Source organism: Microbispora sp. NBRC 16548, from assembly GCF_030268985.1.
GTDB lineage: Bacteria > Actinomycetota > Actinomycetes > Streptosporangiales > Streptosporangiaceae > Microbispora > Microbispora catharanthi.
This window is the reverse complement of the sequence record NZ_BSSF01000016.1, coordinates 151,336-175,598: the sequence shown is the minus strand read 5'-3', so window position 1 is coordinate 175,598 and position 24,263 is coordinate 151,336. Positions and strand designations below refer to the sequence as shown.

Genomic DNA, 24,263 nt, shown 5'->3' with positions numbered 1-24,263 from the left:
GCCCGATCACGGCGATGGGAACCGTCAAGCACATCCTGTGGCGATCGCTGAACATCGTCCCGGTGCTCCTCGTGGTGTCGGCCCTGACCTTCCTGGTCGGCCGGCTGACGCCCGGGGACCCCATCGAGGCGCAGTTCGCGCGGGATCACACGCCGGAGCAGGTCGAGGCCATCCGCGCGTCGTACGGCCTCACCCTCCCCCTGTGGCAGCAGTACGTGAAGTGGGTGAAGGACCTGTTCACCGCGGGCGGCGGGATGTCGATCGTGCAGAACCAGCCGGTCTTCGACATCCTCCTGCCGAACTTCGCCAACACCCTGATCCTCACCGCGGCGGGGGTCGTGATCTGTGCCGTCCTGGGCGTCGCCATCGGCGTGGTCGCCGGGACCAGCCACCGCGGGTTCCTGGACCGCTTCGCGATGCTGTTCGTCCAGACCGGCAGCAACCTGTCGGTCTACTGGTTCGGGCTGATCCTCATCTGGATCTTCTCCCTGCGGCTGGGCTGGCTCCCGACGAGCGGCATGGAGTCGAGGAACGGCGGCGGCTTCGGCGACCTGCTGGCCCATCTGGTGCTGCCGGGACTGTCGGCCGCGTTGATCTCGACGCTCGTGCTCGCCAGGTTCACCCGGCTCGGCATCGTCCAGGAGTCGCACAGCGACTACGTCCGCACGTTCGCCTCCCAGGGGGCGCCGCGCCGGCGGCTCGTCGGCAAGCACATCGGGCGCAACATCCTCCCGGCCGTGGTGAACATCATCGGCCTGGAGATCGGCACCCTGATCACGGGCGTGATCTTCGTGGAGAGCGTGTTCAACTGGCCCGGCATCGGCACCCAACTCGTGAATGCGGTCAACGGGAAGGACTACCCGCTCATCCAGGGCGGCGTGATCCTCGTGGCGCTCTGCTATCTCCTGGTCAACCTGCTCACCGACATCGCGGTGGACGCTCTCAACCCACGGCTGAGGAGGTAGGCCGGAAATGGTGCTTCTCACGGCAACTCCCGGCACCCGGTTGCCGAACCCGCTCAAGGGGACGGCGCCGCGCCGGCGTCGCTCCCGGCTGCGCGTGAACGCGCAGGTGACGGTCGCGCTGCTCGTCATCGCCGGCTTCGTCCTCGTCAGCCTGCTCGCCCCCGTGCTGGCGCCGTACGACCCCGACCTGGCGGACGGCGGCGTCAAATACCTGGGAGTCGGCGCGCCGGGGCATCTCCTGGGCACCGACGAGCTGGGCCGGGACATCCTCAGCCGGCTGATCTGGGGAGGGCGCACCTCGCTGGTCGTCGCGCTCGCGGCGTCGCTGTCGTCGACCGTCGCCGGCAGCGTGCTCGCGCTCGTCGCCGGCTTCTCCGGCGACCGCACCGCCGGCCTGATCATGCGGACGGTGGACGTCATGTTCGCCTTCCCGGTGATCATCATCGCGCTGGTCCTCGCGGTGATCCTCGGCCCCGGCACGCCCGTGGTCGTCCTGTCGATCGTGTTCTCCGCCGTCCCGTACGTGACCCGGGTGGTCTTCGCGGAGGTGAAGCTCCAGCGTGGCCGCGAGTACGTCGAGGCCGCGAGATCGCTCGGCGCGGGGTTCTTCTCGATCCTGTTCCGCGAGGCGCTGCCGAACGTCCTCGCCCAGATCGTGGTGTACGGCACCGGCCTCGTCGGCGGGATGATCGTGTTCTCCTCCAGCCTCAGCGCGCTGGGCATCGGCGTGCAGCCGCCGACGGCGGACTGGGGCCGGATGATCTCCGAGGGCGCCAAGGTCATCATCAGCGGGAACGTGTACCCCGCGCTGCTGCCGGGGCTCGTGGTCCTCGTCGTGGCCCTGGCCTTCAACTGGCTCGGGGACGGCCTGCGCGACGTCTTCGACCCCCACCGAAGGAGGGCGGGACGATGACCGGCGCACTGCTGAGCGTGCGGGAGCTGTCGGTGCGGTTCGGGCGTGGACCCGCGGCCGAGCGTGTGGTGGACGAGGTCACCTTCGACGTCCGGCCCGGCGAGACGTTCGCGATCGTCGGAGAGTCCGGCGCCGGTAAGAGCCTGACGGCCTCGGCGATCCTGGGCCTGCTGCCGGACGACGCGGTGGTGACGTCGGGGTCGATCACCCTGAACGGCGAGGAGGTGCTCACCTCCACCCGGTCGTCGGTCACCAGGTTCCGCGGTTCGCAGATCGGCATGATCTTCCAGAACCCCCTCGCCTCCCTCGACCCGTCCTTCCGGATCGGCAACCAGCTGAAAGAGATCATCGGATTGCACCGCCCGGCCGCCGGGAAGCGGGAGCGGCACGAGATCGCCGAGACGTGGCTGCGCAACGTGGGGATCGACGACGCGGCCCGGGTGCTGTCCGCCTACCCCCACGAGCTGAGCGGGGGAATGCGGCAGCGGGTGATGATCGCGCTCGCGAGCCTGTCCGGCCCGGCCCTGCTGATCGCGGACGAGCCGACCACCGCGCTCGACGCGGTCGTGCAGAAGCAGATCCTCGACCTGCTGACGAGCGTGACCGGAGGGACCGGCGGCTCGCTGCTGCTCATCACCCACGACTTCGGGGTGGTCTCGTACGCCGCCGACCGGGTCGCGGTGATGAAGGACGGCCGGATCGTCGAGCAGGACCGGCGCGACCGCGTGCTCACCGCGCCGGCCGACGCCTACACCCGGTCGCTGATCCGCGCGGTCCCGGAGATCGGGGCCCGGTTCCGGCTGGCCGAGCGCAACCTGCCCCGTCGCCTCGGCCCGGCCGGCGGGGACCGCCCGGCGGGCGCGGTGGCCGAGCCCCGCGACGATGACCGCGACGCCCGGCCCACCGGGCCCCCGCTGGTGACCCTGCGGAACGTGAGCAAGGAGTTCGTGGTCGGCGGCCTGGGGACCGGGCAGCACAAGCGGCGCTTCAGGGCCGTAGGCGACGTGTCGCTGCACATCGGGCGGGGCGAGGTCTTCGGTCTCATCGGGGAGTCCGGGTCCGGCAAATCGACGCTGTCGCGGCTGATCGGCGGCCTCCTGCAGGCGGACGCGGGGGAGATCGTCTTCGACGGCCGGGACATCGCGCGGCTGTCGAAGGCGGAGCTGCGGCGGCTGCGGCCGCGGTTCCAGTTCGTGTTCCAGGACGCGACGAGTTCCCTGAACCCCCGGGTGCCCGTCGGCGAACAGATCAGCCGTCCGCTCCTGCGTCTCGGCAAGGCCGCCTCACGCGCCGCGGGCAGGGCCAGGGCCACCGAGGCGCTCGACCTCGTCGGGCTCCCGTCCTCCTCCCTGCACCGGTATCCGCACGAGCTGTCCGGCGGGCAGCGGCAGCGGATCGGCATCGCCCGCGCGCTCGCGCTGGAGCCGGACCTGCTGATCCTCGACGAGCCGACGTCGGCGCTGGACGTGTCCACCCAGGCGAACATCCTCAATCTGTTGCTGGACCTGAGGGAAGAACTCGATCTCACCTATCTGTTCATCGGCCACAACCTGGCGATCGTCGAGCTCCTGTGCGACCGCGTCGGGGTCCTGGAGCAGGGGGTCCTCCTCGAAACCTTCCGCGCCGAGGAGTTGTCCGCCGCCGACCGTCACCCGGTGACCAGAGCGCTGCTCGACGCGGTGCTCCCGATCAATGACGAGAACCGTCGCGAGATTCGCGGCATACGGGGCCACGCGGTCGCGGGAAAGGCAGACCAATGACCGAGACGTTGCGGGGTCCGGCGGTGGACGGAGGGCTGTTCCGGCGGGCGCTGGCGGCGCACGCGGCCGGGGTGGTGGTCGTCACGGCGCAGAACGAGGGGATCTCGGCGGGACTGACGGCGACGTCGTTCTCCTCGGTCAGCCTCGCGCCGCCGCTGGTCTCCTTCTACGTGGACCAGGGCTCCAGCACCTGGCCGTCGATCCGGTCGGCCGACCACTTCGCCGTCAATGTGCTGGCCGGCGACCAGGGCGAGCTGGCCGCCAGGTTCGCGCGCAAGGGCGCCGACCGGTTCGCCCCGCCCACCCGGTGGCGTCCCGGCGCGTTCGGGGCGCCCCTGCTCGAGGACGCGTCGGCGCATCTGATCTGCCGGCCCCACTCGGCGACCGGCATCGGCGACCACGTGCTGGTGGTGGGCCTGGTCGTCGAGGCGACGGTGCACGGCGCCGGCGGTCCGCTGCTGTATCACCAGGGCCGGTTCGGCAGTTTCCGCCCGCACGACTGACCGCGAGCGCTCTTGCGCCGAATGCCGGTTTCTGCTAATTTCCTACTATGTCTGTAGGGAAAGTGCTGATTGTGCGGCACTACGTCGATCTCGCTCGGCTCGCCGCCAGCCTCTGTCGCCAGTCCTGACCTCTCCCGCCGGGTGCCGGCGCCCGGCGGCGCGTTCCCTACGGCCCTCTCGCGGCACCTCCCGTTTTCGGCGGCCGCCCGCATCTCTCGCCCCTGTCTCCTGTCGCGATGCGATCCTCCCGTCGTCCGGCCGCTCGTCCCCGCGCGAGCGCGACCCTGCGACGCGAAGCGCGCCGGCTCTCCGCGTGCGGCACGGCCGTCCGTACGTCCCCACGCACGACCGCAAGGAATCCCATGAGCATCATCGATCAAATACGCCCGCGTTCCGGCTCCGGCCGCTTCGAGGAATGGCGCGAGGCGGCCCTCAAGGCGGCCGACCGGCTGCGCGCCGACGCCGCCGAGCGCGACATCGCCGGCGCCGACCCCGTCGCCGAGATCGACCTGCTGCGCCGGTCCGGCCTGCTCGCCGTCCACGTTCCCGAGGAGCTGGGCGGGGGCGGCGCGACCTACGAGGAGGTCCTCAGGATCGTGCGCGCCCTGGCTGCGGCCGACACCTCGATCGCCCAGCTCGCGGCCTTCCACTTCCTGGGCAGCCGGGACGGGCTCGGCGGCGGGCGCGCGCTCGCCGAGCGCTGGGCGAAGGGCATCATCGAGGAGGGCTGGTTCGTGGCGGCCGTCGCCCAGGCCGCGTACGAGCCGCTGGTCGTGGCCACGCCGGACGGCGACGGCTTCCTGCTGACCGGTTCCAAGCCGTTCACCAGCGGCGCGGCGGTGGCGGACACGCTGATCGTCTGGGTGCGGTTCGGCGAGGGCGCGGTGGTCGGCGGCGTGGACGTGTCGGGGCTCGTCGGCCGGTTCGCGGTCCGCTCGCCGGCCGACGGCATCGAGTTCCACGGCGACTGGGACAACTTCGGCCAGCGGCTGACGGTCAGCGGCGGCACGACCCTCCGCGACGTCCGCGTGACGGCCGACGACCTGCTCGGCTACACGCACCCGGACACCCCTCCGACGCCCCAGGAGACGCTCCAGGTCCCGCAGGGCCAGCTCGCCTACGGCAACCTCTACCTGGGCGCGGCCCTCGGCGCCCTGCAGGAGGCGCTGGAGTACACCCGGACCAGGTCTCGGCCGTGGCTCACCTCCGGCGCCGCCGCGGCGGGCGAGGATCCCCTCGTCGTCGAGCGGTACGGCCGGCTGTGGGTCCTGGCCGAGTCGGCGGTGGCGCTCGCGGACAAGGCGGGGGAGCTGCTCCAGGCGGCGATCGACCGGGGCGGCGACCTCACCGAGGAGGAGCGAGGCCGGGCGGCCGTGGCCGCCTACCAGTCCAAGGTCCACTCGACCGAGGTGGCGCTCGAGGTCACCTCGCGGATCTTCGAGCTGACCGGGGCCCGCTCGACCGCCCGCGCGTACGGGCTGGACCGCCACTGGCGCAACGTACGGACGCACACGCTGCACGACCCCGCCCACTACAAGCTGCTGGAAATCGGTCACTTCGCCCTCAATGGCCGGTCGCCCGAGCCGACTTACTACTCGTGACGGCGCGGAACGGAACGACGGAGAAAATGAGTCACGACCCCGAACGCCCCATCCGCATCCACTGGTATCTGCCCACGAACGGCGACAACCGCGACATCGTCGGCTCTGGCGACCGCTCGCAGAAGACGCTCGGCGCCGTCGCCGACGGCTTCCGGGCGCCGAGCGTCGACTACCTCGGCCAGATCGCCCGGTCGGCGGAGCAGCTCGGCTACGAGGCCGTGCTCACCCCCACCGGTCTGTGGTGCGAGGACGCGTGGATCAGCACGGCCGCGCTGACCCAGGTGACGAAGCGGCTGAAGTTCCTGGTCGCGTTCCGGCCCGGGCTGCTCTCGCCCACCCTCGCCGCGCACCAGGCCGCCACGTTCCAGCGCCTCTCCGGCGGCCGCCTGCTGCTCAACATCGTGACCGGCGGGGACTCCGCCGAGCAGCGGCGTTTCGGCGACCACCTCGACCACGACCAGCGCTACGCCCGCACCGACGAGTTCCTCGCGGTGCTGCGCGGGGTCACCGGCCTGCCGCCGGGCGAGACGTTCAGCTTCGCGGGCGAGCACTTCCAGATCGAGGACGCGCGCGTCGACGCCGGGCCGTGGGGACGCCCGGAGATCTTCTTCGGCGGCGCGAGCCCGGCCGCGGAGCGGGTGGCGGCCCGGCAGGCGGACGTCTACCTCGCCTGGGGCGAACGGCCCGACCAGATCGCCGAGCGTCTCGAGCGGATGCGCAAACTCGCCGCGGCCGAGGGGCGCGAGCTGCGCTTCGGCATCCGTCTGCACGTCATCAGCAGAGACACCTCCGCGCAGGCGTGGGCGGAGGCCGACCGGCTGCTCTCCAGGATCACCCCCGAGCGGATCGCCGCGCTGCGGCAGGACTTCGCCGGCAGCGAGTCGGTGGGCCAGCGGCGCATGTACGAACTCCACGGCGGCGACCCGGCCAGGCTCGAGGTCTACCCGAACCTGTGGGCCGGCTACGGCCTCGTGCGCGGCGGCGCGGGCACCGCCCTCGTCGGCAGCCATGAGGAGGTCGCCGACCGCATCGAGGAGTACCACGCGCTCGGCCTGGACCACTTCATCCTCTCCGGCCAGCCCCACCTGGAGGAGGCGTACTGGTTCGCCGAGGGCGCCGGCGCCGTGCTCCGGTCCCGGGGACTGCTGGCGTCACCGAAGGCGGACGACCCCGTCCGCCCGACTCTGTGAGAACTCCGTGCGAAAGACAACCACCGTGAAGAAGACGCTCCGCGAACGCCGGCCGCTCCTCTCCCTGCTCGCCGCGTCCGCGTGCGCCGCCCTGCTGGCCGCCTGCGCCGGCCCGGTTCCGCCGGGAGGCGCCGGCACGAACAGCGGCATGGACAGCGGCACGAGCGGCGGCGCGAGTGACGTGGCCGCGGCCCCCGCCGCCGGCGGCACGCTGCGCATCGCGTCGCTGCAGTCCGACCTCGACGCGCTCGACCCCCTCACCGGGTACAGCACCGACTCCTGGGAGATCATCCGCGCGCTCACCCGCCAGCTCGTCACCTACCCGGGCAGCGCCAAGGACATCAAGGACGACACCACGCTCGTGCCCGACCTGGCCGAGTCGTGGGACGTGAGCAAGGACGGCAAGACCTACACCTTCCACCTGCGCGACGGCATCAAATACTCGGGCTCGTCCACCCGCGAGATCGTGGCGGGCGACTTCGTCTACGCGATCAAGCGGTTCTGCGACCCGAACAAGCAGGTCGCCGCGATCAACTACTTCCAGCTCGCCTTCTCCGGCTTCCGCGACTACTGCGAGAAGTTCGCCAAGGTGCCCCCGGGAGATCCGGCCACGTCGAAGGCGTTCATCGACAGCCACGACATCCCGGGCGTCTCCGCGCCCGACGACAAGACGCTGGTGCTGCGCTCGGACACGAAGAACTACGACTTCCTCAGCATCCTGTCGATGAACTTCGTGTCGCCGCTGCCGGAGGAGGTCGCCTCCAAGTACGTCGGCGACTCGCTGGAGTTCCGCAAGAACTACCCCTCGAGCGGGCCGTACCAGATCGCCTCGTACGAGCCGGGACGCAGCCTGGTGCTGAAGAAGGTCCCCGGTTACGACCACGCGGGCGACCCGGCGCGCAAGGCGTACGTCGACGAGATCGTCGTGGACTTCACCACCAACAGCGAGGACGCGGTGGTGCAGAAGATCCAGTCCGGCGACGCCGACCTGTCGCTCTACCTCGACGTGCCGCCGCTGTCCACGATCCAGCAGTACCAGGCGAGCAACAGCCCCTACCTGCACTCCTCCGACAGCGGGGCGGCCAACTTCATCACGATCAACGCCCGGCCGGAGGCGACCTCGCCCGGCGCCGAGGCGCTGCGCAAGCTCAAGGTGCGGCAGGCCCTGGCGTACGCCGTGAACAAGGCCAACCTCGTGCAGGCGCAGGGCGGCAAGATCGCGGCCAGGCCCCTGGGGCAGATCATCACCACGACGATCCTCGGCCACCAGGACTTCGACCCGTACCCGACGCCGGGCGACGCCGGCGACCCCGCGAAGGCCAGGCGGTTGCTCGCCGAGGCCGGGTACCCGGACGGGCTCAAGCTCGACGCCGTCTACCGCGTCAACGCGCAGTTCGAGACGATCGCCGTCACGCTCAAGGCCGACCTCGCGAAGGCCGGGATCGAGCTCAACCTCATCCCCGTCCCGCCCGCCCAGTCCAGCGCGTACCTGCAGGACCCGAAGAGCCGCTGGGACGTGTTCCTGAGCGCGTCCTTCGCACCCGACTGGCAGGGGCCGAGCACGCGGATGCTGCTCGGCGGCTGGCTCGACTCCGACGCCGCGCCCTGCGGCACCGGCAACGTCCACGCCATCTGCTACGACAACCCGGAGCTGAACAAGCTGGCGGCGAAGGCGTTCCCCTCCGACGACCCGGGGCCCATCTGGGCCGAGGCCGACAAGCTGGTCTCCGCCGACCTCCCGTGGATCCCGCTGTTCGAGAAGCGCAAGGTCGCGATCACCTCCGACCGTGTGCGCAACTGGACCTGGTCGTCGCTGGCGACCCAGGCCGACATCACCAACATCGCCGTCGGCCCGGCACGCTAGGAAGCCACCATGGCCCTGTTCTCCGTGGAAAATCTGCGCGTCACGTTCGGGCGGCGCGGACGGACGACCACCGCGGTCCGCGGTGTGTCGTTCGCCGTGGAGCCCGGCAGGACGCTGGCGCTGGTCGGCGAGTCGGGCTCCGGCAAGAGCGTCTCGCTGCTGGGCGCGACCGGGCTGCTGCCGAGCCGGGCCGAGGTGCGGGGAAGCGCCCTGTTCCGCGGCGCGGACCTCACCCGGCTGTCCCCGGCCCGGTTGCGGGCGATCAGAGGCAGGCACATCGGGTTCGTCTTCCAGGACCCGCTGAGCAACCTGCACCCGCTCAAGACCATCGGCGCCCAGATCGGCGAGGCCGTCACGGCCCACGAGCGGGTGGGGCGGGCGGCGCTGCGCCGGCGCGTGCTCGACCTGCTCGGCGAGGTGGGCATCAAGGACCCCGGACGCCGGATCGACGACCACCCCCACCAGTTCTCCGGGGGCATGCGCCAGCGCGCCATGATCGCCATGGCGATCGCGCTGAACCCGGAGCTGATCATCGCCGATGAGCCGACCACGGCGCTCGACGTCACCGTGCAGGCGTCGATCCTGAGACTGCTGCGGCGGCTCCAGGAGGCGCACGGCACCGCGCTGATCTTCGTCAGCCATGACCTGGCCGTGGTGTCCGACATCGCCGACGACGTCGTCGTCATGCGCGACGGCGAGGTGGTCGAGGCGGCGCCGGCGACCGGGCTCTACGCCGCCCCCCGGCACGCGTACACGCGCGCGCTGCTCGGCGCGGCCCGGCACGGGCGGGCGCTCGTACGGTCACCGGAGCCGCCCGAGCCCGAGCGGTCCGAGCCGCGAGCAGAGAGCACGCCGCTGCTGCGGGCGAGCGCCCTGCACATGAGCTACCGCAGGCCGGGCCGCAAGGAGTCGTTCACTGCGCTCACCGACGTGTCGTTCGACCTGCGGGAACGCGAGATCGTCGGCCTGGTGGGGGAGTCGGGGTCGGGGAAGTCCACGATCGGCAGGATCGTGGCGGGCCTCGCCCGGCCGACCGCCGGTTCGGTGTCGCTACGCGGCGAGGTCTACAACGCGCCCGGTGACGTGCGGCTCCCGAAGAGCCTGCGCCCGGCCGTCCAGGTCGTGTTCCAGGACCCCTACGGGAGCCTCAACCCACGGCGCACCGTCGCCGCGACGCTGGCCGAGCCCTTCGTGGTCAACACCGATCTGCCGGCCGCCGAGATCCGCGCCAGAGTCGAGGCGCTGGTCGCACGGGTGGAGCTGCCCCAGTCCGTGCTGCATCGGCTCCCGGCGCAGCTGTCGGGCGGGCAGCGGCAGCGCGTGGCCATCGCCCGCGCCGTCGCTCTGGAGCCCTCGGTCGTCGTGGCCGACGAGCCGGTCTCCGCGCTCGACATCACCACGCAGACGCAGATCGTCGCCCTCCTCCGGCGGCTGCGCGCGGAGCTCGGGACGTCGTTCCTGTTCATCTCCCACGATCTTGGGGTGGTCGCCGACCTGTGCGAGCGGGTCGTCGTGCTCAACCAGGGCCGGGTGGTGGAGCAGGGCCCGGTCCATCGGGTGTTCGACGACCCACGGGATCCGTACACCCGGGAACTGCTCGACTCGATCCCGGGCCGGGTGGCGCATGTCTAGCGAGACACAGCTTGAAGTGCTCACCGCGGAGGCGTACGCCGAGGAGGAGGCCGTACGCCGGTTCCCGGTGCTGCGGGCGATCCTCGCCGAGAGCTCCGCCAGGACCGGGCTGATCCTGGTCGGCGTGGTCGTGCTGGCGGCGCTGCTCGCCCCGGTCGCGGCGGCGCTCACCGGGCACGGCCCGGACCAGCAGTTCCGGTCGGAGGCCCTGGCCGAGAATGGGCTGCCGATCGGCCCGAACGCGCACTTCCCGCTCGGCGCGGACGGGAACGGCCGCGACGTGCTGATCCGGACACTGTACGGCGCGCGCATCTCCCTGCTGGTGGGAATCCCGGCGACCACCCTCGCCCTCGTCGCCGGCACGGCCGTCGGCCTGGTCGCCGGGTTCTTCCCGGGCAGGACCGACCGGCTTCTGTCCCTGGGCACCGACGTCGCGCTGTCGTTCCCGTTCGTCGTGACCGCGCTCAGCCTGGTCGCGCTCAACCGGGGCGGCGACGGAGAGCCCGTCGTCAATCCGGTGCTGCTCGTCGTGCTGGTGATCTCGCTGTTCGCCTGGACCTATTTCGCCCGGCTCACCCGCGGGCTCGTCGTCGTGCTGCGCAACCGGCCGTTCGTGGAGGCCGCGCTCTCGATCGGCGTGAGCCGCCGCCGCCTGATCGTGCGGGAGATCCTGCCCAACGTGCTTCCGGTGGTCGCGGTCTACTGGGCCGTACAGCTTCCCGTGAACATCCTCGCCGAGGCGACGCTGTCGTTTCTCGGGGTCGGCGTCCAGGCGCCTACGGCGAGCTGGGGCAACATGATCGCGGAGGCCCAGCGGTCGTCCCTCTACCAGGTGCAGCCATGGTTCCTGCTCGGGCCCGGCATCGCCATGTTCGTCACCGTGCTGGGGTTCAACGCGATCGGCTCCGGCATCCGCAACGTCCTCGATCCCCAGGGGTAGCCGGCGATGAGAAGGCACATCGCGGGCCACGCGGCCCGCGCCCTCGCGACCCTGCTGGCCGTGCTGGTCATCACGTTCGCGATGACCAGGGTCGCCTACCGCAACCCCGCCGCGGTGCTCGCGCCCCGCAACGCCACCCAGGAGACCCTGGACGGCATCACCCGGGCGCTGCGCCTCGACGAGCCGTGGTATCTGCAGCTCTGGCACTATCTCTACCGGGGGCCGGACATCCAGGGCGCGCCGATGGGCTTTTTCAACTGGCCGCCCGCTCTGGGGTACTCGTTCAGGCAGCAGCGGCCGGTCACCGAGCTGATTCTGTCGAAGATCCCGGTGACGCTCTCGCTGGCGCTGGGCGCGCTCGTCATCTGGATGACGCTGTCGATCCTCTTCGGCGTGGCGGCGGCCAGGAGGCCGGACTCCTGGGTGGATCGGATCCTGTCCGCGTTGTCCTACGCGGGCCTGTCCGTTCCGACGTTCCTGACCGGGATCCTGCTGTCCTACTTCCTGTACTTCACGCTCTCGACGTACGGCATCAGGTGGTTCCCGAGCAGCGGTTACGTCGGCATCACCGAGAATCCCTTCGAGTGGGCCAGGCACCTCGCGCTGCCCTGGCTGACGATCGCCGTCGCCGAGATCGGGATCTTCCAGCGGGTCGTGCGGGCGAACATGCTCGACGTGCTCGGCGCCGACTACATCCGCACGGCGCGGGCCAAGGGCGTCACCGAGCGGAGGGTGCATTTCGGCCACGCGCTCAGCGCGGCGCTGAACCCGATCATCACGCTCGGCGGGCTGGAACTGGCCGCGCTGATGGGCGGGGCCATCGTGACCGAGCAGATCTTCGGCCTCGACGGTGTCGGACGGCTCGCCGTCGAGGCGGCGGTCGGCGGAGACTTCCCCGTCGTCATCGGCACGACGATCCTCGCCGCGGCGATCTTCGTGGTCTCGACGTTCGCCGTCGACGTCGTCACCCGCCTGCGCGATCCCGCCGCCCGCTGACCCTGTGAAGGAGAAGACATGACTTTCGACGTGCGCGTGCTGAGCGGGGAGGACGACCTGCTCGCGGCGTCGGCGACGTTCCGCACCGCCCTCCTCGGCCTGCCGCCCCTGCCGGCGGGAACCGACGTCACCCGGTTCTTCGAACCCGGCCGCACCCTCGGCGCCTTCGACGGGACCGAGCTCGTCGGCACCGCGGACTCCTACGCGAGCACGCTGGTCGTGCCGGGCGGCGTGCGGGTCCCGCACGCCGCGGTCACGCACGTGGGCGTGCTGCCCACGCACACCCGCAGGGGCATCGTGACGGCGCTGATGCGCCGCCAGCTCGCGGACGCCGCCGCGAGGGGTGAGATCGCGGCCACGCTGCGAGCCTCCGAGGCGGTCATCTACGAGCGCTTCGGGTACGGCATCGCCGGGTCGGCCGCCCGCCGGGAGGTGTTCCGCAGGCAGGCCACACTCCGCGCGACCGTGCCGCCCGGGGGGCGGGTCCGGCTGGCCGACCCCGCGTCCTCCTGGAAGACGCTCGCCCAGATCTACGAGTCCGCCGCGGCCTGGACCGGGGCGATCGGCCGGCCCGCCTCCTGGTGGTGGCAGCAGGAGCAGCGGCAGGCCGCGGATCCCGGCCCCGCCTACGTCGCCGTGCACGGACAGGACGGTTCGGAGGACGGGTTCGTCCGCTACCACCCGGCCGCCACGGCGGAGTGGTTCACCAGCCGCGACCGGGCGATCGTCGTCGACGACCTCGTCGCCGCCACACCTGACGCGTACGCCGGGCTGATCCGGTGGCTGCTCGGCCTCGACCTCGTCGACCGGATCATCCTGCCGTTCACCGCCCCGGACGACCCGCTGCCGCTGCTGCTGACCGACGACCGCGCCGTCCGTACGGTCTCCGTCCGCGACGAAACCTGGCTGCGCCTCGTCGACGTGCCCGCCGCACTGGCGCGGCGCGACTATCGCGGCCCCGGCTCGATCGTCCTGGCCGTCACCGACGACCTGCTGCCCGGCAACACCGGGACCTACCTGATCAGCGCCCGCGGGGTCGCCAGGACCGAGGGACGCGCGGATCTCTCTGGGGCCGATCTCTCCGTGGACGTCGCCACCCTGGCCGCCCTCTACCTGGGCGGTTCCCGCTGGTGGCAGCACGCCAGGGCCGGACGCGTGACCGTCCACAGCGATGGCGCCCTGGAGGCGGCCGAGGAGCTGTTCCACACGGACGCATCGCCCTTTTCCGGCACGCTTTTCTGAGGGCTGAGCTGCGGATATGACGGGTGTCACGGGTCAGGACACGACGCGCGGCACTTATCGCCACATCGCCTGATCCGTACCGTGAAGGTCATGACGAACACGCCTTCATCGCAGCGTACGGACTGGCACATCTCCCTTCTCGGCGGCCTGAAGCGCCGGGGGCCGGGGCGGATGCCCGCGGACACGGTCGTCCTCACCCCCGTGGGCGGAGCCGACCTCGACCTGAGCGACGCCGAGATCGCGCCGGTCACCTCGGTGACGAAGATCTCGATCGCGGGCGGCGTACGGCTGCGGGTGCCCGCCGACGTCACGGTGGAGGTCGAGGGCTTCAGCCTGATCGGCGGACGCCATGTGGAGCCGGGAACGCCTGGTCCCTCCGGGCGTGTAATCCGGGTTCGCAACTACAGCGTCTTCGGCGGCGTCAGCGTCACCCGCGGCTGAGCCCCTGCGTCCGAGGGGCGCAGGCTCAGGCGGGCCCGCCGTCCGCAAGGATGCGTTCGAGGGTGCGCCGGCCCATCCGGCTCATGGCCGGGTTGGTCTCGAGGTAGTACCAGACGACCCCCATCGCCTGCGCGAAGGCCCACGCCTTGCCCCGCTCCCACTCGAGGTCGTCACACCCCAGGTCGAGACGGAGCACCCGGCGCGGCCCCGTCTCCAGCAGATGCCAGGCGCTCACGAGGTCGAGAGCGGGATCGGCCGGCCCGAAGCCGCCGCCGTCGAGAATCCCGGCGAGGCGGCCGGCGGACACGAGCACGTTGCCGGGGATGAGATCACCGTGGGTCATGACGTCGGCCGCTTCGCGCGGCAGGCTCCGGAACGTCTCCCACATCCGGCGCAGCCGGGGAACGTCCAGCAGTCCTTCACTGCGCTCGAAGCAGGTCTCCATCCACGCGTCGTGGGACCGGAGGTCGCCTCCCCGGCCCTTGCCGGAGAACGTACGGCCACGCGTGCCGACCTCGCGCAGATCGGCGATGAGATCGGCGAGGTCGTGGGCGAACGCGACCGACTCGCCCGGGTCCTCGTCGGTCGCCACGGCGCCGGGCAGCCACGTCTGCACCGACCACGGAAGCGGATATCCCGCACCGGGCTCGCCGAGCGCGACCGGCTCCGGCGTGGGAAAGCGGGTGCTGCCCGCCAGCTCGCGGGCCGCCTCCGCTTCGGACTCCAGCCAGCGCCGCGTCGCGTCGACCGGCCCTGGCTGCAGGGGAAACCGGGCCGTGAAGTGATCGCCGACGCGGAAGATGGCGTTGACCGTCCCATGGGCGGCGACGCCGGTGACGGGCAGGCCCCGCCACTGCGGGAACTGCTCGTCCACCAAGGCGCGCACCGTCTCCTGTGACACCGTCAGCTGGTCGGCGTGCATCTTCACGCCGGGAGCGTTCCGCGTTCCTGTCCTCTTCCGCAACCTGTTTTCGGCCCCCTGGGGCGGCTTCGCCGGCCGTCAGGTGTCCGCGGCCCCATGGCCGGGCGTCCACGGCGTCAGGCCGAGGTGCACCGAGATGCTGCGCAGCAGCGAGTCGTGCATCCGCGCCCTGGTCAAGCCGGATATCCGCGTCGCCACGGCGATCTCCAGGCCGTCGATCTGGGTGAGGATCAGGTCGACGGTCTCCTCGACGGTGGAGACCACCCGGAAGACCCCCGCCGCCAGGCCCTCCTCCACTGCCGCCTGCACCGGCGCTCGCCAGCCGTCGTACTGCAGCTCGAAGAGGCGCCTGAGCTCCTTGTCCCTGGCGGACGCGGCGGCGAACTCCATGAAGGCGAGGCAGCGGTTCCGGAAGCCTCGCGGGTGGGTGATGTACTCCACCAGGTCGCGGATCCGGTCCCATGGGTCGCGATGGCGTGCCGCGATTTCCTCGAGCCCTTTGACGATCTTCCCCGTGTGGTGCGCGAAGGCGGCCAGCATCAACCCGTCGCGGGTCTCGTAGTAGTGCTGCAGGGTGCCGATCGACACCCCCGAGTGCTTGGCGACGTCCCGGAGCCGGACCCGCTCGTAGCCCATCTCGGCGACCAGCTCGATGACCGAGGCGAGGATGCGCCCTCGCTGACCGTCGGTCCGTACCTCCAGTGCGGCGTCCACCCGTTGCCCTTTCTCGGACGGTCCTGTCCTGTCGCCTCCGGGTCGCACTATAGCCATCCCTGACGCGTAAAAGGAACTCGAAAAGCCCTATTGACAAGGGAATGAACCCGCTCTTCTAATAATGCGGTACTAACGGAGTCGGGGCGCTTGACGCAGGTCGGAGCGTCCCGCCGAGCCATGGACTGGAGGGGGCGGTGGGCAAGACGATCATCTGTCCGTGCCATGACGTGACCGTCGAGGACATCCGGGCGATGTACGCCGCGGGCTACACCCACCCCGAGACGCTGAAGCGGGCGACGGCCGTCTTCATGGGCCCCTGCCAGGGCAAGCACTGCGCGGGTCCGGTCATGGAGCTGCTGCGGGAGCTGTCGGGCGGCGACGAGGGACGGGTCTCCCGGCGCCCCACGGCCCGGCCTCCGCTGCGTCCCGTCCTCCTCGGCGTGCTCGCCGGCGCCGCCGGGCTGTCCGCCCAGACGGGCCCCGAGACGGGCCCCGAGACGGGCGCTGCGAGCGGCGCGACGGGGGGTGCCTGACCATGGCGGTCCCCGGAGCCTGCCGCTCCCCGCTCCGCCGCGCGTACGACGTGGTGATCGTCGGGGCGGGCGTGCAGGGCCTCGCCCTGGCGTACGAGCTGGCCAAGCTCGGCGTCCGGGACGTGGCGGTGCTGGACCGGAGCTATCCCGGAGGCGGCGGCAGCGGGCGCAACGGCGAGATGATCCGCTCCGCGTTCGGCTCCCGCGAGTGGACGGGCCTGTTCGACGAGTCGCTGCGCCGCTGGCGCACGCTCTCCGCCGAACTGGACTTCAACGTGCTGTTCTCCGGCAGCGGCTACCTGGTTCTGGCCTCCACGCCGGAGCAGGTCGAGCGGTGCCGGGCCGACGCCGTACGGCAGGCCGCGCTGGGCGTGCGCTCGCAGTTCGTCACGGCGGAGGAGGCACGCCGAATCGTGCCCGAGGTCAATCCCGATCTCGCGCTGGGCGGCGTCTACCAGGAGCACGCCGGATTCGCCCACCACGACGCCGTCGTGTGGGGGTACGCCCGGGCCGCCGCGCGCCTCGGCGTCGAGATCCACACCGGGGTCACGGTGACCGGTGTCGAGGTCGCCGGTGGAGCCGTACGCGGCGTGCGCACCGACCGCGGGGACGTCGCCACGCCGGTCGTGGTGAACGCGGCGGGCGGCGGGGCCAAGACGATCGCCGAGATGGCCGGGGTGCGGCTGCCGACCCGCACCTGCCGCCTGGAGATGATCGTCACCGAGTCGGTGGCGCCGTTCCTGCGTCCCGCGCTCGCCAGCCTGGAACTGCTCGGTTACTGCCACCAGACGGCCAGGGGCGAGTTCGTGGGCGGGACCGAGTTGCCGTACCCCGACGTCAGCGACAGCCTCAACGGCACCTACACGCTGCTCGCCGACATGGCCGCGAAGTTCGTCCGGCTGCTGCCCCGGCTGGCCGGGGTCCGGCTGCTCCGCCACTGGGCGGGGCTGGTCGACCAGGCGGACGACCTGTCCCCGGTGATCGGTCCGGTGCCCGAGGTCAGCGGGTTCCACCTGACCTGCGGCTGGGTCTACGGCTTCATGGGCGCCCCCGCGACCGGCGCGCTGCTCGCCCGGGGGATCCACGAGGGCGTCATGCCGGAGCTGATCCGGCCCTTCTCGGTCACCCGTCTGCACGAGGGACGGCTCATCCAGGAAGGCACCCTCGTGGTCGCCGCGGAGGAGGGGAGCGCCGCATGAACCTGCGCATCACCACCCATCCGTCGGCTTCGCCGGGCAGGTCCAGGCGGGTCGCGTTCACGTTCGAGGGCCGGACCCTGCACGGCTACGAGGGCGAGCCGGTCGCCACGGCGCTGCACGCCGCCGGGGTTCGGGTGCTCTCGCGCAGCTTCAAGTACCACCGCCCCCGGGGCATCGGACTGACCTGCGGCACCCCCTCGTGCCCCGGCTGCCAGCTCACCGTCGACGGTCAGTACGGCGTGCCGGGATGCGCCACTCCGCTGCGCGGGGGCGAGTCGGTGCGCCGGGAGCGTGCCTGGCCCGGCGCCGACTGGGATCTGCTCGGGGCGGTCGACCGGTTCTCCGCGCTCGTTCCTGCGGGTTTCCAGTTCCGGCTGCTGCGCGGCTCACCCCGGCTGGCCCATGTCGCGGAACGCCTCATGGGCGTGATCGCCGGCGGCGGGCGCACGGTGGCGGCCGGGGTCGCCGCGCGGGCGCTCCGGCCCGGTCTGGGGGAGCGGCGGACCCCGCTCGCCGTCGTCGGCGGCGGTGTGGCCGGGCTGGCCGCCGCCCTGGCCGCGGCCGAGGGCGGGCTGGAGGTGGTCCTGGTGGACCAGGGCGACGAACCGGGCGGCGTGCTCCGGGCGGAGACGCGTCGCGTGCGCGGCCTCGACGGCCTGGAGGTCCCCGGATTCCGGCTGGTGGACGGCCTCGCGGCCCGGGCACGGGCGCACGCCTCGATCACGGTGCTCAGCGCCTCGACCGCGCTCGGCTGGTACGAGGGCGGAGTGCTGCCGGTGGACACTCCGGACGGCCTGCTGGTGCTGCGCCCCGAGCGGTTGCTGGTCGCGACCGGCGACTACGACGTCCCGATGCCGTTTCCCGGCAACGACGTCCCCGGCGTGATGCTGGCCGGTCCGGTCCAGCGTCTGATCAACGTCGATCACGTGCGCCCCGGCGAACGCGCCGTCGTGGTGGCCGCCGAGCCGTACGGTTACGGCCTCGCCGAGCAGCTCCACGCCGTCGGCGTCGCGCTCGCGGCCGTCGTCGACCCCCGGCCGGAACGGGAGATCCCGGCCGGGGCGTTCCCGGCGGCGCTCGCCGCCGCGCGGGTGCCCTACCTGCCGGGCCACGCCGTACGGAAGGCCGTGGGGCGCCGGGGCGTGCGCCGGCTGGTGGTCGCCCAGCCGGGCATGCGCGGCGCCGGCGGCCCGGTCGTGCGGCTGGCCTGCGACACGGTGGTGGTGGCCGCAGGACGGCGACCCGCCGAGGAACTGCTTCTGCAGCGGCTCTACCACGGCGACGTCACGCTCGACGTCATCCGTGACGAGCCGGACGGACCTTACTCCCTGCCGGGCGGCGTGGCGGTCGCGGGCGGCGCGGCGGGGACGACCGACCCCGCCACCGCCCTGGCCCACGGCGCCGAAGCGGGCCGCCGCCTGTCCCGATGGAAGCCGGGAAGCGACCTCCCCCTCACCCCTGTCTCGCCCGGCGCGGCCGGGCGGCCGTCTCCTTCAGGAGGAACCAGTGACTGACACCGGCGCGCACGGGATGCTCTCCCGCCGAACGCTGCTCATCCGCGGTGGCCAAGGGCTCGGCCTCCTCGCGGCCTCCGGCGTGCTCAGCGCCTGCGGCGGTGGCTTCTCCGCCTCGTCGTCGAGCGGTGGCGGTGGCGGCGCGACCCTGACCGTCGTGAGCTTCGGCGGCGACTACCAGAAGGCCCAGGCCAAAACCATGTGGGCGCCGTACGCCGCCAAGAACGGGATCACCGTGAAGGAGGACGGCCCGACCGACAACGCCAAGATCAAGGCGCAGGCCGAGTCGGGCAACCCGTCCTGGGACATCGTGGTCGTCGGGAACGACTTCGGCAGCGAGTCGGACGCTCAGTGGCTGGAGCCGATCGACTACTCGGTCGTCGACAAGTCGTCCATCGTCGACGGCTACGCGCAGACGTACCGCGTCGCCGCCGACATCGAGGGCACCGTCCTCGCGTACCGCTCCGACAAGACCGGTGACGCCGCGCCCACCCCCTGGGCGGACTTCTTCGACCTGAAGAAGTACCCGGGCAAGCGCACCGCGTGGAAGTCGGTGGGCGGCGGCATCTTCGAGATCGCGCTGCTCGCCGACGGCGTCGCCCCGGCGGACCTCTATCCGATCGACGTGGACCGGGCGCTGAAGAAGCTGTCCACGATCAAGGACCAGCTCATCTGGTGGGAGACCGGCGCCCAGGCCCAGCAGTACCTCGAGAGCGGGGAGGCGGTCATGGGCATGGTGTGGATCGCCCGCGCCGTGCTGTCGGCGGCGAACGCCCCCATCACGATCGCCTGGGACTCCTGGCTGTCGCAGGAGGCGTACTGGGTCGTGGTGAAGGGCAGCAGGAACAAGGCCGAGGCGATGAAGCTCATCGCCTACATGACCTCGGCCGGTCCCACCGCCGAGTTCACGAAGTACCAGCCGTACGGACCGGTGAGCAAGGCGGCGCAGGACAAGGTCGACCCCTCGGCGAGGGAGAACCTCCCGACCACCCACCTCGACACCCAGGTCAAGGTGAACGACGAGTGGTGGGGCAAGAACCGGGACTCCGTCAACGACAGGTTCCAGCAGTGGCTGCTCTCCTGAGCCCGCTGTCCCCGAGCGGCCCGGCGACGGCCGCCACACCCGCCGAGAAGGGCGGCGGCTCCCGGGGCAGGGCGCGGAACTGGCCGTTCCTGTTGATCGTCCCCGCCCTGCTGGTCCTGCTCGCGGTCTTCGCGTACCCGGTCGCGCAGACGTTCGTCGGCGCGTTCACCACACCGTCGCCGGGAACCGGCAACTTCGCCTGGTTCTTCGGTTCTCCGGCCAACGTCGCCGTCCTGACCAGGACGTTCTCGACGGCCCTGTGGGCGACCGTGATCTGCTTGTGCCTCGCCTATCCCTATGCGTACCTGATGACGGTGGCCTCGCCCCGGGCCAGGGCGACGCTGCTGCTGATCGTCATGCTTCCGTTCTGGACCAGCCTCATGGTCCGGACCTTCGCCTGGCTCGTGCTGCTGCAGGACACCGGCCTCGTCAACGGGTTCCTCGGGCTGCTCGGCCTGGGACCGGTGAGCCTGGTCCGCACGCAGACCGGAGTCCTCATCGGGATGGTCCAGATCCTCATGCCGTTCATGGTGCTGCCGCTGTACTCGGTGATGAGCGGCATCGACAGGCGGTTGCTGACCGCCGCCCAGAGCCTCGGCGCCCGCCCACTGGTCGCGCTGCTGCGCGTCTTCGTGCCGCTGTCCCTGCCGGGAGTCGCCGCCGGGGCGACGATGGTCTTCATCACCTCGCTGGGCTTCTACGTCACGCCGGCCCTGCTCGGCTCGCCCAGTGAGGCGCTGATCTCGCAGTTCATGTACACCCAGGTCAGCGGCATGCTGATGTGGGGCAGGGGCGGCGCCATGGCGGTCGTGCTGTTCGCCGCCACCCTGCTGCTGATCGGACTGCTCGGCCTGGCCATGCGGGCCGGCCGCCGGGGCAAGGCGGGCGCCCAGTGAGCGCCCGGCTCGGCCGCGCCGCCCTGTGGACCGCCGGCGTGCTGGTCGCCGCATGGCTGGTGGCGCCCACTCTGGTGGTGATCCCGCTCGGCTTCACCGACAAGGTGTCGCTGACGTTCCCGCCGACCGGCTGGTCGACCAGGTGGTACGCCAACTTCTTCGGCGATCCGGCGTGGACCGCCGCACTGGCCAACTCGCTGCTGGTCGGCGTTCTCGTCGCCGTCGTCGCGACCACTCTCGGCACCGCGGCGGCGTTCGGGCTCACTCGCTGGACGAACGGAAGGGGCGCGGCCGCCGCGAGCGTACTGCTGCTCGCCCCCATGATCGTCCCGGGCATCATCCTGGCCATCGGGATCTACGCCGTCTTCCTGAAGCTCGGCCTCGCCGGGACGCTCGTCGGCTTCGTCGCCGCGCACACCGTCCTGGCCATGCCCTTCGTCGTCGTCTCCGTGACGGCCTCCCTGCGCACGTTCGACGTCCGGCTGGAGACCGCGGCCGCGAGCCTGGGCGCCGGGCGGTGGGCGACGTTCCGGCAGGTCACCCTGCCGCTGATCATGCCGGGTGTGGTCTCGGGCGCCCTGTTCGCGTTCGTGACCTCGTTCGACGAGGTCGTGGTCTCCCTGTTCATCCAGAGCCCCACCCTGGTCACCCTGCCCGTCCAGATGTACTCGAGCGTCACCCGCGAGACCGATCCCACGCTCGCCGCCGCCGCGACCATGATCCTGGCCCTCACCACGGTCCTGGTCGGCGGCGGCCTCACCCTGGCCGCAAGGAGGAACCGTGCCCGTTGACCCGCCCGAGGGGGCGGCGCTGCCCGCAGGCAAGGGCGCCCGCATCGACCTGAGCGGCATGACCAAGCGCTACGGCGGCTCCGTCGCCGTCGACGACGTCACGCTCACCGTGGAGCCGGGGGAGTTCATGACGTTCCTGGGGCCTTCCGGCTCCGGCAAGACGACGACCCTCAACATGATCGCCGGCTTCACCGACATCACGTCCGGGACCCTCCGGATCGACGACCGGCCCGTGGGCGCCGTGCCCGCGCACAAACGGGACATCGGCGTGGTGTTCCAGCATTACGCGCTCTTCCCGCACATGACGGTCGCCCAGAACGTCGCCTTCCCGCTGCGACAGCGCAGGGTGCCCAGGGCCGCGCGCGACCGCCTCGTCGCCGCCGCCCTGGAGACCGTGCAACTGCCCGGCCACGCCTCCCGCTACCCCCGGGAGTTGTCCGGCGGGCAGCAGCAGCGGGTCGCGCTCGCCCGGGCCATCGTGTTCAGCCCCCGCGTCCTGCTCATGGACGAGCCGCTCGGCGCGCTCGACCGAAAGCTCCGCGAGTTCCTGCAACTGGAGATCAAACGCATCCACCGGGAGGTCGGGTCCACCTTCGTGTTCGTGACCCACGACCAGGAGGAGGCGCTGGTCCTCTCGGACCGCATCGCGGTGTTCAACAACGCCAGGATCGAGCAGGTCGGCACCGCCCGTGACCTGTACGAGCGGCCGGCCACGCTGTTCGTGGCCCGGTTCCTCGGCGAGTCCACGGTCCTGCGGGGCACCGCGACGCCGGACGGGAGCCGGTCCCGCCTCGACCTGGACGGCTTCGCCGTACGGGCTTCCGGCGGGGTACGCAGCGGACCGGCCGCGCTGGTCGTGCGGCCGGAACGGCTCCGACTGGAGGCCGACGAGACCGACGCCGGCGGCAGCGGGAACGCGATCCCGGTCACCGTGGTGGAGGAGATCTACCTCGGAGCGGCCCGCAAGCTGGAGGTGCTGCTGCCCGGCGGCGCGCGGGGTCTCGTACGCGAGCAGGCGGGCGCGTCGAGCGACCTGAGGGTGGGCGACCGCGCCCGCCTCTGCTGGCATCCCGACGACTGCGTCCTGCTGCCCGACGACCCCACCACCGAAAGGATCCTCACATGACCGCCAACGGCGGAGTGTCGTTCTGGTACCGCGAGACGGGGTTGCCCGCGCGACGCCCGCCTCTGGAGCGGCCCGTCGACGCGGACGTCTGCATCGTCGGGGCCGGCTACACCGGCCTGTGGACCGCCTACTACCTGAAGAAGGCGCAGCCGAGCCTGGACATCGTCGTCCTCGAGCGCAAGTTCGCGGGCTACGGCGCTTCCGGCCGCAACGGCGGCTGGCTGACCGGCGCGCTGGCGGGGTCGCCCCGCAGGTTCGCCCGCACCCACGGCGGTGAAGGCGTGCAGGCCCTCCAGCGGGCGATGAACGAGACCGTCGACGAGGTCATCGCGGTGGCACGCGCCGAGGGGATCGACGCCGACATCGTCAAGGGCGGCATCCTCAGGGTGGCGCACGCCCCGTCCCACCTGCCGCGCCTGACCGCCCAGGTGCGGGCGGCCCGGGCCTGGGGCGACACCGAAGTGGAGCAACTCGACGCCGAGCAGACAACGGCGAGGATCCGGGTGGACGGCGCGCTCGGCGCCTCGTTCAGCCCCCACTGCGCCAGGGTGCAGCCGGCCAAGCTCGTGCAGGGGCTCGCGAGGGTCGTCGAGGGGCTCGGGGTGCGGATCTACGAGTCCACACCGGTGACGGAGATCGTGCCGCACGAGGCGCGCACTCCGTACGGCGCCGTGCGGGCGGACTTCGTGCTGCGCGCCACGGAGGGGTTCACCGCCGGGCTGGCGGGCGAGCGCCGGACCTGGCTGCCGATGAACTCCTCGCTCATCGTCACCGAGCGGCTGCCCGGCCGGGTGTGGGAGCGGATCGGCTGGGAGGGCCGCGAACTGCTCGGCGACATGTCCCACGCCTACATCTACGCCCAGCGGACGGCCGACGATCGCATCGCCATCGGCGGGCGCGGTGTGCCCTACCTGTTCGGTTCCCGTACGGACGACGACGGGCGCACGCACGCCACGACGGTGCGCGCCCTGCGTGACGCCCTGGTGCGGCTCTTCCCCGCCGTACGGGACGCCGCGGTCGAACACGCCTGGTGCGGTGTCCTCGGCGTGCCGAGGGACTGGTGCTCGACCGTCACGCTGGACCGGCGGACCGGGCTCGGCTGGGCCGGCGGCTACGTCGGTCACGGCGTGGCCACGACCAACCTCGCAGGGAGAACGCTGCGCGACCTCGTACTCGGCGCCGACACCGACCTGACCCGGCTGCCCTGGGTCGGCAGAAAGGTGCGCAGGTGGGAGCCGGAACCGCTCCGCTGGATCGGCGTGCGCGGGATGTACGCCGCCTACCGCGCGGCCGACCGGGCCGAGATCGTGGGCGGCCGGACGACGACGTCGCCCATCGCCAGGATCGCCGACGCCGTGGCCCGCCGGAACTGATCAGCTTCGGCAGGGACACGTACAGCACATGTTGAGCCGCCGGATGATCCGGCGGACGAGCAGG

At 71.8% G+C, this 24,263-nt stretch carries 22 protein-coding genes; 20 read left to right on the top strand and 2 right to left on the bottom strand.

Annotated elements, in window-relative coordinates; all coding sequences use genetic code 11:
• Positions 1-14: 14 nt before the first annotated feature.
• The 12 genes from QSK36_RS35175 (at position 15) to QSK36_RS35120 (ending at position 14,047) form a co-directional block, all read left to right on the top strand.
• Positions 15-965: an ABC transporter permease gene (locus QSK36_RS35175; protein WP_285785381.1), complete on the top strand. Its 951-nt coding sequence runs from the start codon at positions 15-17 to the stop codon at positions 963-965.
• 7 nt (positions 966-972) lie between these two features.
• Positions 973-1,878 (top strand): ABC transporter permease, encoded by a 906-nt coding sequence (locus QSK36_RS35170; RefSeq protein WP_285785380.1) that lies wholly within the window; start codon positions 973-975, stop codon positions 1,876-1,878.
• A complete protein-coding gene (locus QSK36_RS35165; protein ID WP_285785379.1) occupies positions 1,875-3,638 on the top strand; it encodes a dipeptide ABC transporter ATP-binding protein in 1,764 nt (587 codons plus the stop codon). The genes QSK36_RS35170 and QSK36_RS35165 overlap by 4 nt, the downstream gene beginning before the upstream one ends.
• Positions 3,635-4,141, top strand: a complete 507-nt coding sequence (locus QSK36_RS35160) for a flavin reductase family protein (RefSeq protein WP_183533194.1) — start codon at positions 3,635-3,637, stop codon at positions 4,139-4,141. Before QSK36_RS35165 ends, QSK36_RS35160 begins: the two co-directional genes overlap by 4 nt.
• Before the next feature lie 362 nt (positions 4,142-4,503).
• Positions 4,504-5,742 (top strand): acyl-CoA dehydrogenase family protein, encoded by a 1,239-nt coding sequence (locus QSK36_RS35155; protein WP_285785378.1) that lies wholly within the window; start codon positions 4,504-4,506, stop codon positions 5,740-5,742.
• 26 nt (positions 5,743-5,768) lie between these two features.
• The gene (locus QSK36_RS35150; protein WP_183533190.1) at positions 5,769-6,932 is read left to right on the top strand and encodes an LLM class flavin-dependent oxidoreductase; all 1,164 of its coding nucleotides are present in this window, start codon (positions 5,769-5,771) and stop codon (positions 6,930-6,932) included.
• Between the two features lie 7 nt (positions 6,933-6,939).
• Positions 6,940-8,796, top strand: a complete 1,857-nt coding sequence (locus QSK36_RS35145; protein WP_285785377.1) for an ABC transporter substrate-binding protein — start codon at positions 6,940-6,942, stop codon at positions 8,794-8,796.
• Positions 8,797-8,805: 9 nt separating this feature from the next.
• A complete protein-coding gene (locus QSK36_RS35140) occupies positions 8,806-10,428 on the top strand; it encodes a dipeptide ABC transporter ATP-binding protein (protein WP_285785376.1) in 1,623 nt (540 codons plus the stop codon).
• Entirely contained in the window at positions 10,421-11,368 is a 948-nt protein-coding gene (locus QSK36_RS35135) for an ABC transporter permease (protein WP_285785375.1), read from the top strand. Before QSK36_RS35140 ends, QSK36_RS35135 begins: the two co-directional genes overlap by 8 nt.
• Before the next feature lie 6 nt (positions 11,369-11,374).
• The gene (locus tag QSK36_RS35130; RefSeq protein ID WP_183533184.1) at positions 11,375-12,364 is read left to right on the top strand and encodes an ABC transporter permease; all 990 of its coding nucleotides are present in this window, start codon (positions 11,375-11,377) and stop codon (positions 12,362-12,364) included.
• An 18-nt stretch (positions 12,365-12,382) separates the two neighbouring features.
• A complete protein-coding gene (locus tag QSK36_RS35125; protein WP_285785374.1) occupies positions 12,383-13,606 on the top strand; it encodes a GNAT family N-acetyltransferase in 1,224 nt (407 codons plus the stop codon).
• A gap of 90 nt (positions 13,607-13,696) precedes the next feature.
• On the top strand, positions 13,697-14,047 hold the full coding sequence (locus QSK36_RS35120) for a hypothetical protein (RefSeq protein ID WP_183533180.1): 351 nt from the start codon (positions 13,697-13,699) through the stop codon (positions 14,045-14,047).
• A 25-nt stretch (positions 14,048-14,072) separates the two neighbouring features.
• On the opposite strand, the gene QSK36_RS35115 is transcribed toward QSK36_RS35120, so the two are convergent.
• Together QSK36_RS35115 and QSK36_RS35110 are read right to left on the bottom strand one after the other, a co-directional pair.
• Entirely contained in the window at positions 14,073-14,969 is an 897-nt protein-coding gene (locus tag QSK36_RS35115) for an aminoglycoside phosphotransferase family protein (RefSeq protein WP_285785395.1), read from the bottom strand.
• A 78-nt stretch (positions 14,970-15,047) separates the two neighbouring features.
• Positions 15,048-15,683, bottom strand: coding sequence for a TetR/AcrR family transcriptional regulator (locus QSK36_RS35110; RefSeq protein ID WP_285785373.1), 636 nt, complete (start codon positions 15,681-15,683; stop codon positions 15,048-15,050).
• 194 nt (positions 15,684-15,877) lie between these two features.
• Between QSK36_RS35110 and QSK36_RS35105 the strand changes: the two genes are divergently transcribed.
• Genes QSK36_RS35105 through QSK36_RS35070 form a run of 8 tightly spaced genes read left to right on the top strand, consistent with a single transcriptional unit; the run spans position 15,878 to position 24,199 of the window.
• Positions 15,878-16,216, top strand: coding sequence for a (2Fe-2S)-binding protein (locus QSK36_RS35105; protein WP_285785372.1), 339 nt, complete (start codon positions 15,878-15,880; stop codon positions 16,214-16,216).
• A gap of 2 nt (positions 16,217-16,218) precedes the next feature.
• Positions 16,219-17,415, top strand: coding sequence for an NAD(P)/FAD-dependent oxidoreductase (locus QSK36_RS35100; RefSeq protein WP_183533174.1), 1,197 nt, complete (start codon positions 16,219-16,221; stop codon positions 17,413-17,415).
• A complete protein-coding gene (locus tag QSK36_RS35095; protein ID WP_285785371.1) occupies positions 17,412-18,929 on the top strand; it encodes an FAD-dependent oxidoreductase in 1,518 nt (505 codons plus the stop codon). The genes QSK36_RS35100 and QSK36_RS35095 overlap by 4 nt, the downstream gene beginning before the upstream one ends.
• A complete protein-coding gene (locus tag QSK36_RS35090; protein ID WP_183533170.1) occupies positions 18,922-20,013 on the top strand; it encodes an ABC transporter substrate-binding protein in 1,092 nt (363 codons plus the stop codon). Before QSK36_RS35095 ends, QSK36_RS35090 begins: the two co-directional genes overlap by 8 nt.
• Positions 19,998-20,909, top strand: a complete 912-nt coding sequence (locus tag QSK36_RS35085) for an ABC transporter permease (protein ID WP_285785370.1) — start codon at positions 19,998-20,000, stop codon at positions 20,907-20,909. Before QSK36_RS35090 ends, QSK36_RS35085 begins: the two co-directional genes overlap by 16 nt.
• Positions 20,906-21,700, top strand: a complete 795-nt coding sequence (locus QSK36_RS35080) for an ABC transporter permease (RefSeq protein WP_183533168.1) — start codon at positions 20,906-20,908, stop codon at positions 21,698-21,700. The genes QSK36_RS35085 and QSK36_RS35080 overlap by 4 nt, the downstream gene beginning before the upstream one ends.
• A complete protein-coding gene (locus tag QSK36_RS35075; RefSeq protein ID WP_285785369.1) occupies positions 21,690-22,826 on the top strand; it encodes an ABC transporter ATP-binding protein in 1,137 nt (378 codons plus the stop codon). The genes QSK36_RS35080 and QSK36_RS35075 overlap by 11 nt, the downstream gene beginning before the upstream one ends.
• A complete protein-coding gene (locus QSK36_RS35070) occupies positions 22,823-24,199 on the top strand; it encodes an NAD(P)/FAD-dependent oxidoreductase (protein ID WP_183533166.1) in 1,377 nt (458 codons plus the stop codon). Before QSK36_RS35075 ends, QSK36_RS35070 begins: the two co-directional genes overlap by 4 nt.
• The last annotated feature ends 64 nt before the right edge of the window (positions 24,200-24,263 follow it).

Coding starts and splice junctions, on each gene's coding strand:
- QSK36_RS35175 (WP_285785381.1), top strand. CDS start 15: ATGGGAACCGTCAAGCACATCCTGTGGCGATCGCTGAACATCGTCCCG.
- QSK36_RS35170 (WP_285785380.1), top strand. CDS start 973: ATGGTGCTTCTCACGGCAACTCCCGGCACCCGGTTGCCGAACCCGCTC.
- QSK36_RS35165 (WP_285785379.1), top strand. CDS start 1,875: ATGACCGGCGCACTGCTGAGCGTGCGGGAGCTGTCGGTGCGGTTCGGG.
- QSK36_RS35160 (WP_183533194.1), top strand. CDS start 3,635: ATGACCGAGACGTTGCGGGGTCCGGCGGTGGACGGAGGGCTGTTCCGG.
- QSK36_RS35155 (WP_285785378.1), top strand. CDS start 4,504: ATGAGCATCATCGATCAAATACGCCCGCGTTCCGGCTCCGGCCGCTTC.
- QSK36_RS35150 (WP_183533190.1), top strand. CDS start 5,769: ATGAGTCACGACCCCGAACGCCCCATCCGCATCCACTGGTATCTGCCC.
- QSK36_RS35140 (WP_285785376.1), top strand. CDS start 8,806: ATGGCCCTGTTCTCCGTGGAAAATCTGCGCGTCACGTTCGGGCGGCGC.
- QSK36_RS35135 (WP_285785375.1), top strand. CDS start 10,421: ATGTCTAGCGAGACACAGCTTGAAGTGCTCACCGCGGAGGCGTACGCC.
- QSK36_RS35130 (WP_183533184.1), top strand. CDS start 11,375: ATGAGAAGGCACATCGCGGGCCACGCGGCCCGCGCCCTCGCGACCCTG.
- QSK36_RS35125 (WP_285785374.1), top strand. CDS start 12,383: ATGACTTTCGACGTGCGCGTGCTGAGCGGGGAGGACGACCTGCTCGCG.
- QSK36_RS35120 (WP_183533180.1), top strand. CDS start 13,697: ATGACGAACACGCCTTCATCGCAGCGTACGGACTGGCACATCTCCCTT.
- QSK36_RS35115 (WP_285785395.1), bottom strand. CDS start 14,969: ATGCACGCCGACCAGCTGACGGTGTCACAGGAGACGGTGCGCGCCTTG.
- QSK36_RS35100 (WP_183533174.1), top strand. CDS start 16,219: ATGGCGGTCCCCGGAGCCTGCCGCTCCCCGCTCCGCCGCGCGTACGAC.
- QSK36_RS35095 (WP_285785371.1), top strand. CDS start 17,412: ATGAACCTGCGCATCACCACCCATCCGTCGGCTTCGCCGGGCAGGTCC.
- QSK36_RS35070 (WP_183533166.1), top strand. CDS start 22,823: ATGACCGCCAACGGCGGAGTGTCGTTCTGGTACCGCGAGACGGGGTTG.